Source organism: Caulobacter sp. Root655 (assembly GCF_001427665.1).
Classification (GTDB): domain Bacteria; phylum Pseudomonadota; class Alphaproteobacteria; order Caulobacterales; family Caulobacteraceae; genus Caulobacter.
This window is the reverse complement of sequence record NZ_LMHC01000027.1, coordinates 276,903-295,212: the sequence shown is the minus strand read 5'-3', so window position 1 is coordinate 295,212 and position 18,310 is coordinate 276,903. Positions and strand designations below refer to the sequence as shown.

Genomic DNA, 18,310 nt, shown 5'->3' with positions numbered 1-18,310 from the left:
CTCGACCACTGCCCACCGCCCGTCAGGTCGCCGGCCGACGTCCCTCCCCGTGCGATGGGGTGAGCTCAGTATCGGGGCGCCCGGAAGGGGTGAGGACGAAAAAGATCGAAAAACTTCAAGTTATTGATTTTGCAGGGCACGAAGGGCGTCGATGCTCTCACGGACCCTCTCCCATGGGGAGAGGGAGGGGCCCAAGCGAAGCTTGGGAGGGTGAGGGGGTGGTGAGTCCGACGGCGCGCCGGCAGGGCGTTNGCTCTCACGGACCCTCTCCCATGGGGAGAGGGAGGGGCCCAAGCGAAGCTTGGGAGGGTGAGGGGGTGGTGAGTCCGACGGCGCGCCGGCAGGGCGTTCGTGTGAAATCGGTGAGGGCGTAACCCCTCACCCTCCCACACCTTCGGCGTGGGCCCCTCCCTCTCCCGCTGGGAGAGGGTTCATGACGCCGCCCCCCTCAGTAAAAGCTCGCCCCCGGCAGCAGCCGATCCTGGCTGGCGGCGTCGCACAGCGCGTAGGTGAAGCCCTTCTGGATCGCCCAGGCGCCCACCTCGCCCTGCTTGTTGATCGCCAGGAAGCCGACCTGGATGTCCCTGGCGGCCGGCTTCTTCTTCAGGATGCGCGCGACCGCCTCCTTGCAAGCCTCTTGCGGAGAACGGCCCTGGCGCATCAGCTCGACAACCAGGAAGCTGCCGACGTTTCGGATCACCTCCTCGCCGACGCCCGTGGATGTGGCCGCCCCGACCTCGTTGTCGACATAGAGCCCCGCGCCGACGATCGGGCTGTCGCCGACCCGGCCGCGCAGCTTCCAGGCCATGCCGCTGGTGGTGCAGGCGCCGGACAGGTCGCCCTGGGCGTCGAGGGCCAGCATGCCGATGGTGTCGTGGTTGCCCTTGCCGCCCGGCGTGCCCAGCTGGCCGGAGGTCTTGCCGTAGTCGCCGACCTCGCTGTTGGCCTTGGGCTGGTACTTGGCGTCCTTGCGCCAAGCCTCCCAGGCCGCGCGCGATTCCGGGGTCAGCAGGTCCTCGCGCGGGAAGCCCTGTTCCTGGGCGAACTGCAGGGCGCCGGCCCCGACCAGCAGCACGTGCGGGGTCTTCTCCATCACCGCGCGGGCCACCGAGATCGGGTGGGCGATGTGCTCCAGCGCCGCCACCGCGCCGCAATTGCCATGCTCGTCCATGATGCTGGCGTCCAGCGAGACATGGCCGTCGCGGTCGGGATAGCCGGCCCGGCCGACGCTGTGGTTCTTGAGGTCCTGCTCGGGAATCCGGGCCCCGGCCTCGACCGCGTCGAGCGCCCGGCCGCCCTTGGACAGCACCGCCCAGGCCGCCTGGTTGGCCGGCACGCCGAAGTCCCAGGTCGAGATCACGCAGGGCTTCGACAGCCGGGTTCCGGCTTCGTCGGCCGAGGCGGCGCGAGCGCCCAGCAGGGCGGATCCGGCCATCGAGGCTCCGATTAGGCCTCTGCGATTCAGCATGGGTGTGCTCCAAGAACGCCGTTTGCGAATCCTAGAGCGTGGCGACCGAAAGTGGATACCGGTTTCGGCGCCGGCCACGCTCCTGCTTAAAATCATGGCTTCCGAAGAGGCGAAGATGTCCAAGCGCGTGATCCTGGAAGTCTGTGTCGATACGCCCGCTGGCCTGGCGGCGGCGATCGAGGGCGGCGCGGATCGGATCGAGCTGTGCTCGGCCCTGGCGCTTCAGGGCCTGACCCCCGCCCCTGGCCTGATCGCCCAGGCGGCGGAAGCCGCGATCCCGATCTATCCGATGATCCGGCCGCGCAACGGCGACTTCGTCTATGACGACGGCGACCTGGACGCCATTTTCCGCGACATCGACGCCGTGCGGGCCGCGGGCCTGGCCGGGGTGGTGATCGGCGCCAACCGGCCATCGGGCGAGCTGGACGTTGACGCGCTGGCCATGCTGGTAGCCCATGCCGAGGGCCTGGGCGTGACCCTGCACCGGGCCTTCGACCTGACGCCCGATCCGTTCGCCGCGCTGGAGACCGCCATCGACCTTGGCTTCGAGCGCATCCTGACCTCGGGGTGCGCGCTGAACGCCATGGCCGGGGCCGAGACGATCGCCCGATTGGTCGAGCAGGCCGACGGCCGCATCGCCATCCTGGCCGGCGGCGGGGTCAAGCCGTCCAACGTCGCCGAACTGATCGCCCGCACCGGCGTCGTCGAGGTGCACGGCTCGTGCAGCGGCCCGATGACCTATGGCCTGGGCCAGGGCCACGAGGACCGCGCCTACAGGCTGGGCTTCGTGCAGGACGGGCTGCGGGACACGGACGAGGCGACGGTGGCGGCGATGGTGAAGGTGCTGGCGGGGCTGAGCTAAAGCGAAACCCTCCCCCTGTGGGGGAGGCGATCGCGTAGCGATCGGTGGGGGGAGTTTTAGGGTCGTCGATCGTGGATCTGGTCACCTGCCGATCACGCCCCCCACCGTCGGCTACGCCGACACCTCCCCCACAGGGGGAGGATTTTAGAACCGCGTCTCCATCGCCGGCACCGCGATCACCCCCGCCTCGCCGTCCTCGTCGCCCCAGGCCAGGCGCGTCCCGTCCGCCGACACCGCCAGCGAACTGATCGCCGCGCCCTTCTCGGCCTTCAGGGTCTCGATGCGGCCCGAGCGCATGTGCGCCGCCCAGATCTTGCCGTTGTCCTGGCCGGCGATGGCCACCGGCAGGGCCTCGACGCCCGCCACCCGCACCACCAGCGAGTCGCGCGAGAAGCCGATCTCGGCGGCTTCCTTGCCCATCGGGCCGTTGGCCCCGGCGAACGGCCAGACCACCGCGCCGTTGGCGCCGGCGGTGACCATCAGGTTTCCCTTGTCGAAGAACGCCAGGCTCTTGATCTTGGCCGGATAGCCGCCCATCCGCATGTCCTTGTTGTCGGAGAGGCGCCAGCCGTGCAGCTGGCTTTCCTGCATCGACGAGACCAGGAACTTGCCGTCCGGGCTGAACAGGGCGGCGATGTGGCTGCCGGCCCACTTCAGCTGTTGCGGCTTCTGGCCCTCGATCCGCGCCCACCACAGTGACACGCCGCCGTAGCCGGCCGTCGCCAGGCGCTTGCCCTTCGGATCGAAGGCCAGGCCGGACACGGTCTTCTCATGCGGGAAGACCCGCAGGAACTTGGGATCGGCCGCGTCGCGGACGTGGGCTTCCTTGCCGGCGGTGAAGGCGATCAGGCCGGAGGCGGCGCTGGTGGCGACATGCTCGATCCAGCGGCCCTTGACCTCGGCGACCAGGGTGGCGGCCACCTCGTCGCCCTCGACCCGGCTCCACACCACCTTGCCGTCGTCGCCGCCGGTGACCACGCCGCGGCCCGAGGGATGCACGACGGCGCTCAGCACCGCGCCAGCGTGCGCCTCGACGGTGACGAAGCCGTCGGGAGTCTCGAATCGGACCGTGCCGTCGCCCAGGGCGAAGGCGGCGCGGTCGGCGCGGTCGAACAGGGCGGCGGTGACATAGGCGTCGAAGGAATAGATCATCCGCGCGCCATACCCCGCTCCAGGGCGGGCGCCTAGTCGCGCCTCACGGGAGTAGAGGCCCGGGAAAGGCCCCTCTGAACGGCGTTCGGCCAAAAAGACTCACAAAAGGGGTTGCCATCGCGCCGCGTCGTCGGGCTTTACTTCGTCGCCCGTCTGAGCCAGACGTGGCCATCTAACAATTGCGGGACCGCGCCTGTTGCGGCCCTTGGGAGACAGTCAGGCTATGGCGGCTAAACTCTCTGGCGGTGGTGGCGGTCGCTACTCCCTCGGTCAGAACGCGGACATCAACGTCACGCCCTTCGTGGACATCCTGCTCGTCCTGCTGATCATCTTCATGGTCGCCGTGCCGATGGCCACCGTGGCGATCAAGGTCGACCTTCCGCCGGCGACGATCCCGCCGCCGAACGCGCCGAAGCCGAAGGAGCCGGTGTTCATCTCGATCCAGAAGTCGGGCGCGCTGTACGTCGCTGAAAAGCAGACCAGCCTCGACAACCTGCAGTTCGACCTGGAAGCCAAGTTCGTGGCCAATGACCAGGCTGGCCCGAAGGACGACCAGCGCGTCATGGTCCGCGCCGACGCCGACGTGGCCTATGCCGACTTCATGGGCGTGCTGAACCAACTGCAAACCGCCGGCTGGTACAAGGTCGGCCTGATCAACGAGGACATCCACTAGGACGCTTCCACGATCAGCGCGAAAATCAGGGGCCGGACGCCAGCGTCCGGCCCCTTTTTCATGCCCGCGGACTCGGCGCTTTACAAATGTAAGAAAGCCGACAAACTACACCTGTAACTTCACTCGACCCAAGCGGTTCGGAAGGAGACAGGCATGGCGGCGAAACTCTCGGGCGGCGGCGGCGGGCGCTACGACCTCGGCCAGAACGCCGACATCAACGTCACCCCGTTCGTCGACATCCTTCTGGTGCTGCTGATCATCTTCATGGTCGCCGTGCCGATGGCCGTGACCTCGATCAAGATCGACCTGCCGCTGGCTTCGGAACGGACGGTCGAGCCGAAGACGCCGATCTTCGTCTCGGTCCAGCGGTCGGGCGCCCTGTACGTCGCCCAGAAGCAGACCACGCTCGACACCCTGAGATTCGACCTGGACGCGGCCTTCACCGCCGACGGCCAGGCCGGCCCGAAGGACGATCAGCGCGTCATGGTCCGCGCCGACGGCGACGTCGAATATGCCCGTTTCATGGGCGTGCTGAACCAGTTGCAGACCGCCGGCTGGTACAAGGTCGGCCTGATCAACGAGGACATCCACTAGGATCTTCGGCGACAGCCAGAAATACGAAAGCCCCGGAACGCAAGTTCCGGGGCTTTTTTGTTATTCCTCCCCCTGTGGGGGAGGTGGCCCAAAGGGCCGGAGGGGGGAGTGATCCGGCCTCGCAAAACTCCCCCCTCCGATCGCTATGCGATCGCCTCCCCCACAGGGGGAGGACTTTACGCCATCAGGCCGCCGTCGCCTCGAACCCGGCCTTCAGTTCCGCCTCGTCCAGGTCCCGGCCGATGAACACCATGCGGCTGTAACGCCTGTCCTTCTCCATCCACGGACGCTGGAAGTCGCCTTCCAGGATCATGTGCACGGCCTGGAACACCAGGCGGCGCTCCTCGCCCTTGACGTCGATGATGCCCTTGGCCCGCAGGATGTCGGGCCCGCGCCTGGCCAGCAGCTCGTTGAGCCAGACGGTGATCTTCTGGCCGTCGACCGGACGGTCCAGGGTCAGGGAAATCCCCTTCACCCCGTCGTCGTGGATGTCGCTCTTGTGGTCGTGCCCATGGCCATGGTCGTGGCCGTGATGGTGGTGGTCATGCCCGTGGTGGTCATGACCGCAGTGCTCGTCATGCACGTGACCGGCCTCGCCGTGGCCCGGATTGAGGAACTCCGGCTCCAGCTCGGTGATCCGCTCCAGGTCGAAGCTGTGCTTGCCGATGATCGCCTCCAGCGGAACGTTGGAGCGCTGGGCGCGGTGGATCGGGGCCAGCGGGTTGATGCGCTTGATGCGGGCCTCGACGTGGCGCAGGTCGTCCTCGGAGACCAGGTCGGTCTTGTTGAGCACGATCTGGTCGGCGAAGGCGATCTGCTCGACGGCCTCCTTGCTGTCGCCCAGGCGCAGCAGGATGTGCTTGGCGTCGACCACGGCGGTCACCGAGTCGAGATAAGTGCGGGCCTTGACGTCGTCGTCGACGAAGAAGGTCTGGGCCACCGGGCCCGGATCGGCCAGGCCCGTGGTCTCGACGATGATGGCGTCGAAGCCGCCTTTCCGCTTCATCAGGCCCTGCAGCACCCGGATCAGGTCGCCGCGCACCGTGCAGCAGACGCAGCCGTTGTTCATCTCGAACACTTCCTCGTCGGCCCCGACCACCAGGTCGTTGTCGATGCCGACCTCGCCGAACTCGTTGACGATCACGGCGTAGCGCTTGCCGTGCTCCTCGGTGAGGATGCGGTTGAGCAGGGTGGTCTTGCCGGCGCCGAGATAGCCGGTCAGCACGGTGACGGGAATCTTGCCGGGAGCGGGAGCGGTGTTGGTCATGGCCGCTATTTAGGAGCGATAGGGGCCGGACGGAAGGCGCTTACGTTTTCAGGAACGCCACGGCCGCGCCGATGGCGATCAAAGCGACGCCGAGGATGATCTCCTCGTACTGCTCCAGCCGCGCCAGGCCCAGGCGGTTGAAGCCGGCCAGGCTGAGGCCGGTGAAGATCAGCATGCCGGCCGAAGTCGCGGCCAGCAGCACGACGCTCAGCGTGACGAAGCCGGCCACGCCATGCTCCATGCCCGCAAGATAATAGGGCAGGAAGGCCTCGCACGGCGACAGGGTCAGCAGCACCACCAGGGCGGTGATCGCCGCGCGGTCGGAGGCGAACTTGCGGCTCTTGTCCATCGTCGCGTGCTTGTGGCGGCCGCGCACCAGATAGAAGACGCCGAACGCCGCCATCAGGCCGCCGACGATCCAGTGGAAATAGCCGCCGACATGCGGTTGGGCCACCAGGCCAGCGGCGACCACCGCCAGACCGAGCACGATCGTCAGGCCCACATGGCCCAGCCCGGCCAGCAGGGTGACCCCCAGGGTGCGGCCCGTGCTCCACTTCTGCGCCCGGCCCACCAGCACGAACGGCAGCCAGTGCGTCGGCAGGGCGGCGTGCAGGAAGGCCACGGCGAACCCGGTGGCGGCGACGGAGGCGAAGAAGGTGCTGTTCACCCCTGACCCTTTAGATTGTTACATTGTAACACGCCAGTCCTCTTTATGACTCGCGAGGGGCGCCGGCCGGTCCCGAGCCAAGCGGGGCCCAAGCACGAGCCAGGCGCCGGAATGTCTCATCTCGCCGTTGACTCACAGGTCGTCGGCTGTATAAGTCCGCCCCCTCGCCCGCTGGGTTTCCTCGCGGGCGTTCCCAATTTTGCGAACGCACGTTTCTTAAGGCGCTAACCTATGTACGCGGTGATCAAAACCGGCGGCAAGCAGTACCGGGTCCAAGCCGGCGACCTGCTGGTTGTCGAAAAGCTGGACGGTGAACCGGGCTCGGAAGTCGCTTTCGGCGAAGTCCTGATGCTGGGCGAAGGCGAGGCCGTGACGGTCGGCGCCCCGCTCGTTGAAGGAGCTGTCGTCACCGGCGCCCTCCTCGAAACCCGCAAGGGCGAGAAGGTCAAGATCTTCAAGAAGATCCGCCGCCAAGGCTATCGCCGCACCCGTGGCCACCGCCAGACCGAGTCGGTCGTCCGCGTGACCTCGGTCGCCGGCGGCGGCAAGGAAACCAAGTGGGAAGGCGTCATCGACCTGACCCCCAAGGTCATCCTCAACGCCCGCGCCCGCGGCCTGGGTGACGCCGCCGTTCCGGCGACGATCCCGAGCATGCCGGTGAAAGCCGAAACCGCCGCTCCGAAGAAGAAGGCCGCGCCGAAGAAGGCCGCGACCGAAGCTGCTCCGGAAGCCGAAGCCTGAAACCCCGACGGGTTTCGTTGAACGATTAACTCGATCCAGGTCTTTCGCGAGAAACCGGATTTAGGAACTAGGAGGCCACCATGGCTCACAAGAAATCAGGCGGCTCGTCCAGCAACGGTCGCGACTCCGCCGGCCGCCGCCTTGGCGTGAAGAAGTTCGGTGGCCAGAAGGTGCTCGCCGGCAACATCATCATCCGCCAGCGCGGCACCAAGTTCTACCCGGGCGCCAATGTCGGCATGGGCAAGGATCACACCTTGTTCGCGCTGATCGAAGGCGCGGTGGGCTTTATCACCAAGCGCAACAACCGCACCTACGTGAACGTCGCCGCTCCGGCTCAAGCCGCCGAATAGCGCGAACCTCGTAGAGACCGGGTCGCGCTTCTCCAAAAGAAGACGATCCGGACAGACGAACCGAAGCGGGGAGTCCGGAACGCCGGACTCCCCGCTTTTGTTTTGTCCGCGCTCAGGAATTTTATTGGCCCCAATTTGAACCCGGGTCTGAAATCCGAGCGTCACGGTCCCCACCTAGAAGGACCGAGCACGGGAGGCGCGCCAAATGTGCGTGATCGAAAAAGGTCCCATCATCGAGACGCGGCGGCTGACGCTGCGGACTCCGCGAATCGACGACGCCGCGCGCATCGGCGAGTTCTGCGGCGACTACGCGATCGCCAAGATGACCACCCGCATGCCCTGGCCCTACAGCCGCGCCGACGCCGACGGCTTCGTCGCCCGCTGCCAGGCCCAGGACCGTCGCCGCGACACCACCTTCGTCATCGAACTCGAGGACGAGGGCGTGGTCGGCGTCATGGGCTTCTTCACCCCCGCCGACGGTCACCTGGAAGTCGGCTACTGGATCGGCCGACCCTACTGGGGCCGGGGCGTCGCCACCGAGGCGGCGCGCGGGGCGCTGACCTGGGCCCGGAACGACTGGCGCAAGAAGGTGGTCGTCGCCGGCCACTTCGCCGACAATCCGGCCTCCGGCCAGGTGCTGATCAACGCCGGTTTCCTGTACACCGGCGTGGTCGAGCACAAGGCCTCGGCGGCGCGCGGCGAGAGCGTGCCGACGCGGATGATGGTGTGGCTGGCGTGAAGACCAGCGAAGCTGGTGGGTGGGGCTTCACCGCCGCTTCTGACTCATCAAACCCCACCCGACCCCTTCGGGGCCACCCTCCCCACAAGGGGGAGGGAAAGCAAACAGCTTACGCCGCCCGATGCGTCGCGACGACCTTCTGCGGGCCCTCGCGGAAGCGCTTCTCGGCGGTGATGATGCGTTCGCACAAGGGGTCCAGGTCGCTGAGCAGCGAATAGGTGGCGTAGATGGGGATTTCCATCATGGCCACCTGGGCCCGGGGCATGAACTCGCAGTACTTCTTCCAGGCGATGTGCCCGTCGCGGGCGTTCATGGCCCGCTGGCCCAGCGGGTTCCACAGGCTGAGGCTCATCAGTTCGTCCCGGCACTCCTTCATCACCGGCAAGGCGATGTAGAGGAACAGGAAGGTCGGGGTGGCGGCTCGGCTGAACTGCGGCTGGACCTGCATGTGCCAGATACGGAACGCCTCGAAGAATCCGGCCTTGCGCACCGGGTCCGGCGGCAGCCACTGGAGGTCTGGATTGATCAAATCCTGGGCCGAACCCGAGCGCCGGAGCAGTTCGTCGGCGCTGCGGCCGTCGGCCATGGTCTTCGACAGGGCCTGGACCGGGATCGCCAGGCGCTTGGCCACCTCGGTGTAGCTGACCTGGCGACCGGCCATCGGCGTCCACTGGCCGAAGTTCGGAGCGTTGGGCGCCTTGGCCCGCTGGATGGCGGCGGCCTGGTGCAGGAGCTGTTGCTGCTCGCGGTTCTTCGACGCCTGCTGGCGGTCGAACTCGGCCTCGTGCGCGGCCTGCTCCTCGGCGGTCATCCAGCGCGCCCGGCCCGGGCCGTAGGTGCGCTCGTTGCGGTTCAGCAGGACCAGGCCGTGATCGCCGGAAGGCCGCTGGCCGATGTCGGTGAGGAAGCAGCGGAAGTCGCGCCAGGTCCCGGTCACCCCGGTGCCGCGGCTCATCAGGATGTTGCGGTGCACCGACGCCTCGTTGGCGTATTTCCGGCACAGTGTCGGAAGGGTCAGGTCCGCGAGGTCCTGCAGAAATTCTTTACTGACGTCCTGATTGTTCGCCAACGCCAGCCTCCCCCACGAGATGGGCCTTGAGATCCGGATTCTCGCCCAGGGTCTGTTGTCGCATTGTCAGTTTTAACATTTCGTCACGAACCGAACGCGGTTCAGGCCGTCGCGGTCCCGCTTGATCCGACGGAAATCGGGGCTTTCAAGGGCTTGTGAGGGGCCGCGAAAGCCGTTTCGGCTCGACGGGAAAGCCGCCTTAAGACAAAAGACGCTCATGAAATTCTTGGACCAGTGCAAAATCTACGTCCGCTCCGGAAACGGCGGCGGCGGCGCGGTCTCGTTCCGACGCGAGAAGTACATCGAATACGGCGGCCCCGACGGCGGTGACGGCGGGCGCGGCGGCGACGTGTGGATCGAGGCGGTCGAGGGCCTCAACACCCTGATCGACTACCGCTACCAGCAGCACTTCAAGGCCGGGACGGGCATCCACGGCATGGGCCGCCAGCGCCACGGCGCGGCCGGCGACGACGTCGTGCTCAAGGTCCCGGTCGGCACCCAGGTGCTGGAAGAGGACAAGGAAACCCTGATCGCCGACATGGACACCGCGGGCATGACCCTGCGTCTGGCCAAGGGCGGCAACGGCGGCTGGGGCAACCTGCACTTCAAGGGCCCGATCAACCAGGCCCCGAAATACGCCAACCCCGGCCAGGACGGCGAGGAGCTGTGGATCTGGCTACGGCTGAAGCTGATCGCCGACGTCGGCCTGGTCGGCCTGCCCAACGCCGGCAAGTCGACCTTCCTGGCCGCCGCCAGCGCCGCCAAGCCGAAGATCGCCGACTATCCCTTCACCACCCTGACCCCCAACCTCGGCATGGTCGACCTGTCGACCAGCGAGCGCTTCGTGATGGCCGACATCCCCGGCCTGATCGAGGGCGCCTCCGAAGGCGCCGGCCTGGGCACCCGGTTCCTCGGCCACGTCGAGCGCTCGGCGGTGCTGATCCACCTGGTGGACGGCACCCAGGACGACATCGCCGGGGCCTGGACCACGATCCGCGCCGAGCTCGAGGCCTATGGCGACGAACTGGCCGACAAGTCCGAGATCCTGGCGCTCAACAAGGTCGACGCGCTGGACCCCGAGACCCGGGAAGCCAAGCGCGCCGAGCTGGAAGCCGTCTCCGGGATCAAGCCGATGCTGGTCTCCGGCGTCTCGGGCGAGGGCGTCACCGAGTTGCTGCGCGCCGCCTTCACCCAGGTGCGCATCCGGCGCGGCGAGACCCCCGCCGAGGCGGCGGTCGACGAGGCGCCCGAGGAAGAAACCCCCGGCGGCTGGCAACCCTAGTGAGCGCTTCAGGGGGAGCGCTGTCGGCGGCCAGGCGGATCGTCTTCAAGGTCGGCTCGGCCCTGCTGGTCGACGCCGAGACCGGCGCGCCCAACCGCGCCTGGCTGAGCGCCTTCTGCGCCGACGCCGCCGTCCTGCGGGCCCGGGGCCAGCAGGTGGTGGTGGTGTCGTCCGGCGCGGTGGCCTTGGGACGCCGCCGCCTGGGCTTGAACGGCCGCAAGTCCCTCACCCTCCCGGAGAAGCAGGCCGCCGCCGCCGCCGGCCAGTCGGTGCTGATGCGGGCCTGGGAAGAGGCCTTCGAGCCGCACGGCATCGGCGCCGCCCAGATCCTGCTGACCCGCGACGACACCGAGGTGCGCCGCCGCTGGCTGAACGCCCGCGCCACCGCCGAGACCCTGATCGGCTTCAACGTCGTGCCGGTGGTCAACGAGAACGACACCGTGGTCACCGAGGAAATCCGCTACGGCGACAACGACCGCCTGGCGGCCCGCGTCGCCCAGATGGTCGGGGCCGACCTGCTGGTGCTGCTGTCCGACATCGACGGCCTCTACACCGCCGACCCGCGCCGCGACCCGTCGGCCACCCACATCGAGCGGGTCACCGAGATCACCCCGGCCATCGCCGCCATGGCCGAGGGCGCCAACACCGCCACCGGGGTCGGCACCGGCGGCATGGCCACCAAGATCGCCGCCGCCCGCATCGCCCGGGCCGCCGGCTGCGCCACCCTGATCACCCTGGGCTCGCGGCCGCATCCGCTGAAGGCCATCGAGGACGGGGCGCTGGCCACGGTGATCGAGGCCGGGGCCTCGCCCGCCGCCGCCTACAAGGCCTGGATCGCCGGCTCCCTGGCCCCCCAGGGCTGGCTGACCGTCGACGCCGGCGCCGCCGCCGCCCTGCTGAAGGGCAAGAGCCTGCTGTCGGCCGGGGTCCGCGCCGTCGAGGGTCCGTTCGACAAGGGCGACGCCGTCCGGGTCCGCGACGAGGCCGGCCGCGAGGTGGCCCGGGGCCTGGTCCGCTACGACAGCGCCGACGCCCACAAGATCGCCGGCCTGCGCTCCGACGCCATCGAGGCCGAGCTGGGCTTCACCGAGGGCCCGATGATTCACGCCGACGACCTGGCGGTGGGCGCCTAGATGCGCCCAAACCTAACCCTCTCCCATGGGGAGAGGGAGGGGCCCGCCGCGCAGCGGTGGGAGGGTGAGGGGGTAAAACGTCGGACGGCGCGCCGGCAGGGCGCTTGCGAGAAAACGGTGAGGGCGTGATCCCTCACCCTCCCACGCCTTCAGCGTGGGCCCCTCCCTCTCCCGCTGGGAGAGGGTTAGAAGGTGTCCATCCACTCGAGACACGAGGCGCCCATGGCCACGGAACCAGCTCAGCTACGCGGCGAATGCTTCTGCCGCGCGGTGGCCTATACCGTTCCGGACGCCTTCGAGTACGCCCTGAACTGCCATTGCTCGGGCTGCCGGCGCGCCACGGGCTCGGCGTTCAAGCCCTTCGCGGGGATCGCCGCCGGCCAGCTCTCCGTCGTCCGCGGGCAGGACCGGATGATGCGATACGGCGACGAGGCGGGCCATGACGCCCACTGCGGCGTCTGCGGCTCGCTGCTCTACTCGCTGGTGCGCGACGGCGCCTATGTTCACGTCACCCTGGGCACGTTGAACGATACGCCGTCGATCAGGCCAGCCGCGCACATCTTCGTCGGCTCGAAAGCCCCGTGGCACACCCTATGCGACGGACTCCCCCAGTTCGCCGAACTGCCCCCGGACTAGGACGCGCGCCCTACCGTCCATACCCCGTCATGCTCATCGGGCGGTCCTTCGCCCCCGTCGCCCAGGTCTTGTTCGGCGTCGCGCTCATCGTGAACACCAGCTCGCCGCCGGCCCGGATCTCTTCGTCGCGGACGAAGCCGCGGGTCAGGGGTTTGCCGTTCAGGGTGATCACCCCGACATAGGGTCGCGCGTCCGACAGCCCCCGCGCCTTCACCGTGAAGCGCTTGCCGTTCGGCAGGTTCAGCACCGCCCGCTCCAGGAACGGCCGGCCGATCACGTATTCGTTCGAGCCCGGGGCGACCGGATAGAAGCCCAGGGCGGTGAACACCAGCCAGGCCGACATCTGGCCCAGGTCGTCATTGCCGGCCAGGCCGTCCGGGGTGGGCTTGTACTGGCTGCCGACGATCTGGGTCAGCCGCTCCTGGGTGCGCCAGGGCTGGCCGGCATAGGCGTACATGTAGGCCACGTGGTGGCTGGGCTCGTTGCCGTGGATGTACTGGCCGATCAGGCCGGCGATGTCCTCGGCGTGGGAATAGTCGAGCTTGGAATTGTCGAAGTCGAACATGGCGTCCAGCTTGCGGACGGTCGCCGCGTCGCCGCCCATCGCCCCCACCAGCCCGCCCAGGTCCTGCGGCGCGAACCACGAATATTGCCAGGCGTTGCCCTCGGTGTAGTCGCTGCCGTAGTTGATCGCCGTCGGGTCGAAGGGCGTGCGGAAGGTTCCGTCGCTCTTGCGGGCCCGCAGGAAGCCGGTCTTGACGTCGAAACTGTTGCGCCAATTGCCGGCCCGCTTCTCGAAGGTCGCGGCGACGTCGTCGCGGCCCATGGCCTTGGCCATGCGGGCGATGGTCCAGTCGTCATAGGCGTATTCGACGGTCTTGGAGGCGGCCTCCGGCTCCTTGTCGATCGGCACGTAGCCCAGGGCCATGTAGTCGCTTAAGCCCCCATAGGGGGCGTAGGTGGCGCTCTTGACCATGGCGTCCAGCGCCGCCTTGTCGTCGAAGCCCCGGATGCCCTTCAGGTAGGCGTCGGCGATCACCGGCACGGCGTGGTAGCCGATCATCGTCCAGGTCTCCTGGCCATGGAACTGCCAGACCGGCAGGATCCCGTAGGGACTCTCAGCTTGCGAGGCGATCAGCGAGTTGACGATGTCGCTGTTGCGCTTTTCCGGCTGGACCAGGGTCAGCAGCGGGTGCTCGGCGCGGAAGGTGTCCCACAGCGAGAAGGTCGAGTGGAAGGCGAAGGCCTTGCCCCCTGAAGTCTGAGCCATATGGACTTCGTTGTCGGGCCCGCGATAGCGGCCGTCGACGTCGGAGAACAGGCTGGGGGCCAGCAGGGTGTGGTAGAGCGCGGTGTAGACCGTCTTGCGCATCGGGGCCGGGGCGTCGATCTCGACCGCGCCCAGGGCCTGCTCCCAGGCGGTCTTCGAACGGGCCCGCAGGCCGTCGAAGTCGAAGCCCTTCTCGTCGCTGGCCAGGTTGAGGACGGCGTTGTCTTCGCTGACCGACGACAGCGCCACCTTGGCGACCAGCGGCCCGTCGATCACCCCGAAATCGAACACCCCGACCAGGGCCCGGCCCTCCATCTGGGCGCGGTCGAAGGCCGAGCGGCCCGGCTGGGCGAAGCCCTTGTAGGGGACGGCGTCTTCCTTGTTGTACAGCGCCTTGCCGACCATCGGCCGGTCGAAGCGGAGGGCGAAATACAGCTGGCGGCCGGGGGCCCAGCCGCGGGTCTCGCGCATGCCGGTGACCGTGCCGTCCTCGGCGACGCGGATCCGCGACCACGAGACCTTGCCCGGATAGTTGTAGATCGAGCTGCGCAGGTCGAGCAGCACCTGGGCCCGCGCGCCCTTGGCATAGGCGTAGCGGTGCATGCCGGTGCGCGGGCCGGCGGTCAGCTCGGCCCGCACCTGGCTGTCGGTCAGGGTCACGGCGTAGTAGCCGGGCTGGGCGACCTCGCCATCGTGGCTGAACCGCGAGCGGTAGCCCGAACCCGGCTTGTCGGCCTCGCCAGGTTCCAGTTTCGCCTCGCCGCTGACCGGGGCCAGCAGGATGTCGCCGAGGTCGGAATGGCCCGAGCCCGAGAAGTGGGTGTGCGAGAAGCCCAGGATGGTCGGGTCGTCGCGGCGATAGCCGGCGGCCCGGGCGTAGCTCTGCTTGAACGGCAGGATGTCGGTGTCGGGCGAAAGCTGCACCATGCCGAACGGGGCCACGGCCCCAGGGAAGGTGTGACCGTCGCCGCCCGTGCCGATGAACGGGTCGACGGCGTCGTAGGCCGTGGTCTGGGCGCTCTGGGCCAAGGCGGGAGAAACGGCCAGCGACGCGATCGCGGCCAGCACCAGTCCAAGACGCATGGGGTTCTCCTCCGACTTTGGCCGGGACCCTAGCGGGGGAAGGGGCCGGGCGTCATCCGATTTAGGAAGGTTGGTTTCGTAAAGTGCGGACGCTCTTGAACCCTCTCCCRYSGGGAGAGGGTTCAGGAAGGCCCGCCCAGCGGCGAGGCCGCGCCTCAAAACCTTGATGGCAAGCCTGCTCTGGCGTCTGGCCGTGTCAAGGACCGCCTCCGGCGGCCGCGTCGCGGCGGCGCGACGCGCCGTCCTTGACACGGCCAGACGCCAGAGCTCCGATCCACCAAGGCTTTAAGGCGTGGCCGCATCCGACGGGGCGGATGGGCACCTACAAGCCCATTGGATGAAATTGCCTATCGTTCCCGAAGAACGTATTGCCTATGGCCTCTTGCAGGCCTTCGACCCAAGGATGCTTGTGATATTCGACCTCAAGATGCTCGCCCCGTCGGAACGCATCATCGATTACCGGATAAATTTCGCGAAAGAAAATGAAGCGCTTCGAATAAACTTGAACAGTCCAGTTCACGCTAGCCACTTCTTCCGGCTTCAGATTGACAACGAAAGCCTGCGGGTAGCTCCGATAGCGATTTGGTCGGGTATATAAAATTGCTATGTTAGGCGTCAGGGGAATTAGGCAGCGTGGACTGTGTGGGCGATCGGCTGTCGAAAAACTATGCAAGAATCCATCGCCATAAATGAACTCGCTTTCGCCACTTAGCAGAACGGCAAACTTACCTCCCGCTCGAATTGCTTCGCTGAATACCTCTTGCGTCCTGCTCACGTTGGCGGCGATGAGATTCTTGTCGGCGGCAGGATCGACGAGCCCAAAGCGGCCTCGGTAGTATTCCGTCGTCAGTCGAATGCGATTTCGAAAATTTGGACTTCTGGAAATAAGAGAAGCCAAACATTCGGACAAAAGATCTTTTTGGTCGTTCTCCATGATGAATGGCGTGATGCGCTCGCACATAGGTGCGTCGCTTGCCTGAACGGGGGACGTAAGAGTCTCTAGCCAACTAATTATGCTTGGAAAAGCACTATCTGCTCGATCAAACGTATGCTCAAAGGACGAATTCCAGAATGGTGACCCTCCATCAAATACGATGCGGTTCGCATTCGTAACAACTCCAAAGCTTTTTGGCTGCGATGGAATAAGTATACCGTCGCACGTTACGCAATGAGCCATACCGGCTTCATCGGCCCATGATTTCGAGAGTGCTTCCGGCCACCAATGATGCCCTGCGCTCTTAAGGCTCTTGGCCATCTAGTCTCGCTCACCGTGACTTCGCCCGACGCATCAGCACACAACACTCGACTCGAACGTTAACACAGCCTCCCCAGCCCCGCTAACACCGCCCACCACCCTTTCCCCATTCCCCCCACGCCCCAAAGCGCCTAGGTAAGCCTCACTCTGAGCATATCCGGGATCGGATGAAGCGATGGACGACGCGGGCATGGGCTTGCAGGCGACGATGACGGCGATGGGGCAGGCGGCTCGGCAAGGGGCGCAGGCCCTGCGCGTGGCCACGCCAGACCAACGCACCGCCGCCCTCAAGGCCATGGCCGCCGCCATCCGCGCCGACGCCCCCGCCATCCTCGCCGCCAACGCCCGCGACCTTGAAAAGGCCGGGGCCGGCGGCCTGACCGCGCCGATGGTCGAGCGGCTGATGCTCAATGCCGAGCGCCTGGAAGGCGTCGCCGCCGGGGTCGAGGCGGTGGCCGCCATCCCCGACCCGATCGGCGTCGAGACCGCCCGCTGGACGCGGCCCAACGGCCTGGACATCGCCCGGGTCCGCACCCCGATCGGCGTGATCGCCATGATCTTCGAGAGCCGGCCCAACGTCACCGCCGACGCCGCAGCCCTGTGCGTGCGCTCGGGCAACGCGGTGATCCTGCGCGGCGGTTCGGAGTGCATCAACTCCAACCTCGCCATCCACGCGGCCATCGCCAAGGGGCTGAAGGCGGCGGGGATCTCGACCGACGCCGTGCAGATCGTCCGCACCCCGGACCGCGACGCGGTCGGCGCCATCCTGTCGGGCCTGGACCGCACGATCGACCTGATCATCCCTCGCGGCGGCAAGAGCCTGGTCGCGCGGGTCCAGGCCGAGGCGCGGGTCGCCGTCCTGGGCCACCTGGAAGGCCTCAACCACGTCTTCGTCCACGCCGCCGCCGACCCGAAGAAGGCCGTCGACATCGTGCTGAACGCCAAGATGCGGCGGGTGTCGGTCTGCGGCTCGGCCGAGACCCTGCTGGTCGACCGGGCCGGGGCCAAGGCCCTGCTGCCACCGATCGCCGACGCCCTGATCAAGGCCGGCTGCGAGCTGCGCGGCGACAGCCTGGCCCTGTCGATCGAGCCGACCATGAAGGCCGCCGTCGAGGCCGACTGGACGACCGAATACCTGGCCCCGATCATCTCGGTGGCCGTGGTCGACGGCGTCGAGGGCGCGGCCGCCCACATCGCCGCCTACGGCTCGGGCCACACCGACGCCATCCTCACCGAGGACGTGGCGGCGGCCGAGCGGTTCATCGCCCTGGTCGACAGCGCCATCGTGCTGGTCAACGCCTCGACCCAGTTCGCCGACGGCGGCGAATTCGGCTTCGGGGCCGAGATCGGCATCGCCACCGACAAACTCCATGCCCGCGGTCCGGTCGGGGCCGAGCAACTGACGACGTTCAAATATGTGGTTCGCGGGACCGGCCAGACTCGTCCCTGAAGCTGGCAGACCCGCCGCGCAACGCCTGGGCTTCCATCTGGAACCGGGCATGCGCGTGGGCCTGTTCGGCGGCAGCTTCAACCCGGCGCACGAGGGCCATGCCCACGTGGCCGAAACCGCCCTGCGCCGGCTGGAGCTGGACCGGGTGATCTGGCTGGTCTCGCCGCAGAACCCGTTGAAGTCGGCGCACGAGACCCGGCCCCTGGCCGAGCGCATGGCCGGGGCCCGGCGCTGGGCGCGCGGCGCGGGGATGATCGTCTCCGACGCCGAGACGCGCCTGGGCTCGCAATACACCATCGACACCCTGCGGGTGCTGCGGGCCCGCTATCCGGGCGTCAAGTTCGTCTGGGTGATGGGGGCCGACAGCCTGGCCAGCTTCCACCGCTGGCGCGGCTGGACCCAGATCATGCGCGAGGTCCCCGTGGCGGTGATCTCGCGGCCGTGGGCGGCGCTGAAGGCCCGCACCTCGCCGGCCGCCCGCCGCTTCGCCTACGCCCGCTGGCCGGCCAGCGCCGCCGCCATCCTGGCCGACGCCACGGCGCCGGCCTGGGTCTACCTGACCGGCCCGCTGAACTTCGCCTCGTCGACGGCCCTGCGGGGGCGGCAGACGAAGGGGTGA

At 67.6% G+C, this 18,310-nt stretch carries 18 protein-coding genes; 11 read left to right on the top strand and 7 right to left on the bottom strand.

Annotated elements, in window-relative coordinates; genetic code table 11:
• Nucleotides 1-448: 448 nt before the first annotated feature.
• On the bottom strand, nt 449-1,468 hold the full coding sequence (locus ASD79_RS23045; protein WP_056726041.1) for a N(4)-(beta-N-acetylglucosaminyl)-L-asparaginase: 1,020 nt from the start codon (nt 1,466-1,468) through the stop codon (nt 449-451).
• 115 nt (nt 1,469-1,583) lie between these two features.
• Between ASD79_RS23045 and ASD79_RS23040 the strand changes: the two genes are divergently transcribed.
• Entirely contained in the window at nt 1,584-2,330 is a 747-nt protein-coding gene (locus ASD79_RS23040; RefSeq protein ID WP_056726067.1) for a copper homeostasis protein CutC, read from the top strand.
• A 144-nt stretch (nt 2,331-2,474) separates the two neighbouring features.
• On the opposite strand, the gene ASD79_RS23035 is transcribed toward ASD79_RS23040, so the two are convergent.
• Complete coding sequence (locus ASD79_RS23035; RefSeq protein WP_056726039.1) at nt 2,475-3,482, bottom strand: WD40 repeat domain-containing protein; 1,008 nt, start codon at nt 3,480-3,482, stop codon at nt 2,475-2,477.
• A 223-nt stretch (nt 3,483-3,705) separates the two neighbouring features.
• Between ASD79_RS23035 and ASD79_RS23030 the strand changes: the two genes are divergently transcribed.
• A complete protein-coding gene (locus ASD79_RS23030) occupies nt 3,706-4,155 on the top strand; it encodes a biopolymer transporter ExbD (protein WP_056726037.1) in 450 nt (149 codons plus the stop codon).
• Between the two features lie 153 nt (nt 4,156-4,308).
• Nucleotides 4,309-4,749 (top strand): biopolymer transporter ExbD, encoded by a 441-nt coding sequence (locus ASD79_RS23025; protein WP_056726034.1) that lies wholly within the window; start codon nt 4,309-4,311, stop codon nt 4,747-4,749.
• 184 nt (nt 4,750-4,933) lie between these two features.
• On the opposite strand, the gene ASD79_RS23020 is transcribed toward ASD79_RS23025, so the two are convergent.
• Both ASD79_RS23020 and ASD79_RS23015 read right to left on the bottom strand, forming a co-directional pair.
• Nucleotides 4,934-6,016, bottom strand: a complete 1,083-nt coding sequence (locus ASD79_RS23020) for a GTP-binding protein (protein ID WP_056726032.1) — start codon at nt 6,014-6,016, stop codon at nt 4,934-4,936.
• A 40-nt stretch (nt 6,017-6,056) separates the two neighbouring features.
• Nucleotides 6,057-6,683 (bottom strand): hypothetical protein, encoded by a 627-nt coding sequence (locus ASD79_RS23015; protein WP_056726030.1) that lies wholly within the window; start codon nt 6,681-6,683, stop codon nt 6,057-6,059.
• A gap of 231 nt (nt 6,684-6,914) precedes the next feature.
• On the opposite strand from ASD79_RS23015, the gene rplU reads away from it, so the two are divergent.
• The 3 genes from rplU (at nt 6,915) to ASD79_RS23000 (ending at nt 8,513) form a co-directional block, all read left to right on the top strand.
• Nucleotides 6,915-7,424, top strand: coding sequence for a 50S ribosomal protein L21 (rplU, locus tag ASD79_RS23010; RefSeq protein WP_007675709.1), 510 nt, complete (start codon nt 6,915-6,917; stop codon nt 7,422-7,424).
• 80 nt (nt 7,425-7,504) lie between these two features.
• Entirely contained in the window at nt 7,505-7,774 is a 270-nt protein-coding gene (rpmA, locus tag ASD79_RS23005) for a 50S ribosomal protein L27 (protein ID WP_007675708.1), read from the top strand.
• Between the two features lie 205 nt (nt 7,775-7,979).
• Nucleotides 7,980-8,513 carry a GNAT family N-acetyltransferase gene (locus tag ASD79_RS23000; protein ID WP_056726028.1) on the top strand — a complete coding sequence of 178 codons (534 nt, stop codon included), beginning with the start codon at nt 7,980-7,982 and terminating at the stop codon, nt 8,511-8,513.
• Between the two features lie 109 nt (nt 8,514-8,622).
• Here ASD79_RS23000 and ASD79_RS22995 read toward each other — a convergent pair whose 3' ends face one another.
• Complete coding sequence (locus tag ASD79_RS22995; protein WP_056726026.1) at nt 8,623-9,582, bottom strand: hypothetical protein; 960 nt, start codon at nt 9,580-9,582, stop codon at nt 8,623-8,625.
• A 217-nt stretch (nt 9,583-9,799) separates the two neighbouring features.
• Here ASD79_RS22995 and obgE point away from each other — a divergent pair, with 217 nt between their 5' ends.
• The 3 genes from obgE to ASD79_RS22980 all read left to right on the top strand — a co-directional run bounded on the left by obgE (nt 9,800) and on the right by ASD79_RS22980 (nt 12,633).
• On the top strand, nt 9,800-10,864 hold the full coding sequence (obgE, locus tag ASD79_RS22990) for a GTPase ObgE (RefSeq protein ID WP_056726025.1): 1,065 nt from the start codon (nt 9,800-9,802) through the stop codon (nt 10,862-10,864).
• Nucleotides 10,852-11,997, top strand: coding sequence for a glutamate 5-kinase (gene proB / locus ASD79_RS22985; protein ID WP_056726065.1), 1,146 nt, complete (start codon nt 10,852-10,854; stop codon nt 11,995-11,997). The genes obgE and proB overlap by 13 nt, the downstream gene beginning before the upstream one ends.
• 222 nt (nt 11,998-12,219) lie before the next feature.
• Nucleotides 12,220-12,633, top strand: coding sequence for a GFA family protein (locus ASD79_RS22980; protein WP_056726023.1), 414 nt, complete (start codon nt 12,220-12,222; stop codon nt 12,631-12,633).
• Nucleotides 12,634-12,643: 10 nt separating this feature from the next.
• On the opposite strand, the gene ASD79_RS22975 is transcribed toward ASD79_RS22980, so the two are convergent.
• Entirely contained in the window at nt 12,644-14,986 is a 2,343-nt protein-coding gene (locus ASD79_RS22975) for a GH92 family glycosyl hydrolase (RefSeq protein WP_056726021.1), read from the bottom strand.
• A 322-nt stretch (nt 14,987-15,308) separates the two neighbouring features.
• Entirely contained in the window at nt 15,309-16,241 is a 933-nt protein-coding gene (locus ASD79_RS23605; protein WP_082585077.1) for a DUF4238 domain-containing protein, read from the bottom strand.
• A 175-nt stretch (nt 16,242-16,416) separates the two neighbouring features.
• Between ASD79_RS23605 and ASD79_RS22965 the strand changes: the two genes are divergently transcribed.
• Both ASD79_RS22965 and ASD79_RS22960 read left to right on the top strand, forming a co-directional pair.
• Nucleotides 16,417-17,691: a glutamate-5-semialdehyde dehydrogenase gene (locus ASD79_RS22965; RefSeq protein WP_056726016.1), complete on the top strand. Its 1,275-nt coding sequence runs from the start codon at nt 16,417-16,419 to the stop codon at nt 17,689-17,691.
• A complete protein-coding gene (locus ASD79_RS22960) occupies nt 17,657-18,310 on the top strand; it encodes a nicotinate-nucleotide adenylyltransferase (protein ID WP_056726014.1) in 654 nt (217 codons plus the stop codon). Before ASD79_RS22965 ends, ASD79_RS22960 begins: the two co-directional genes overlap by 35 nt.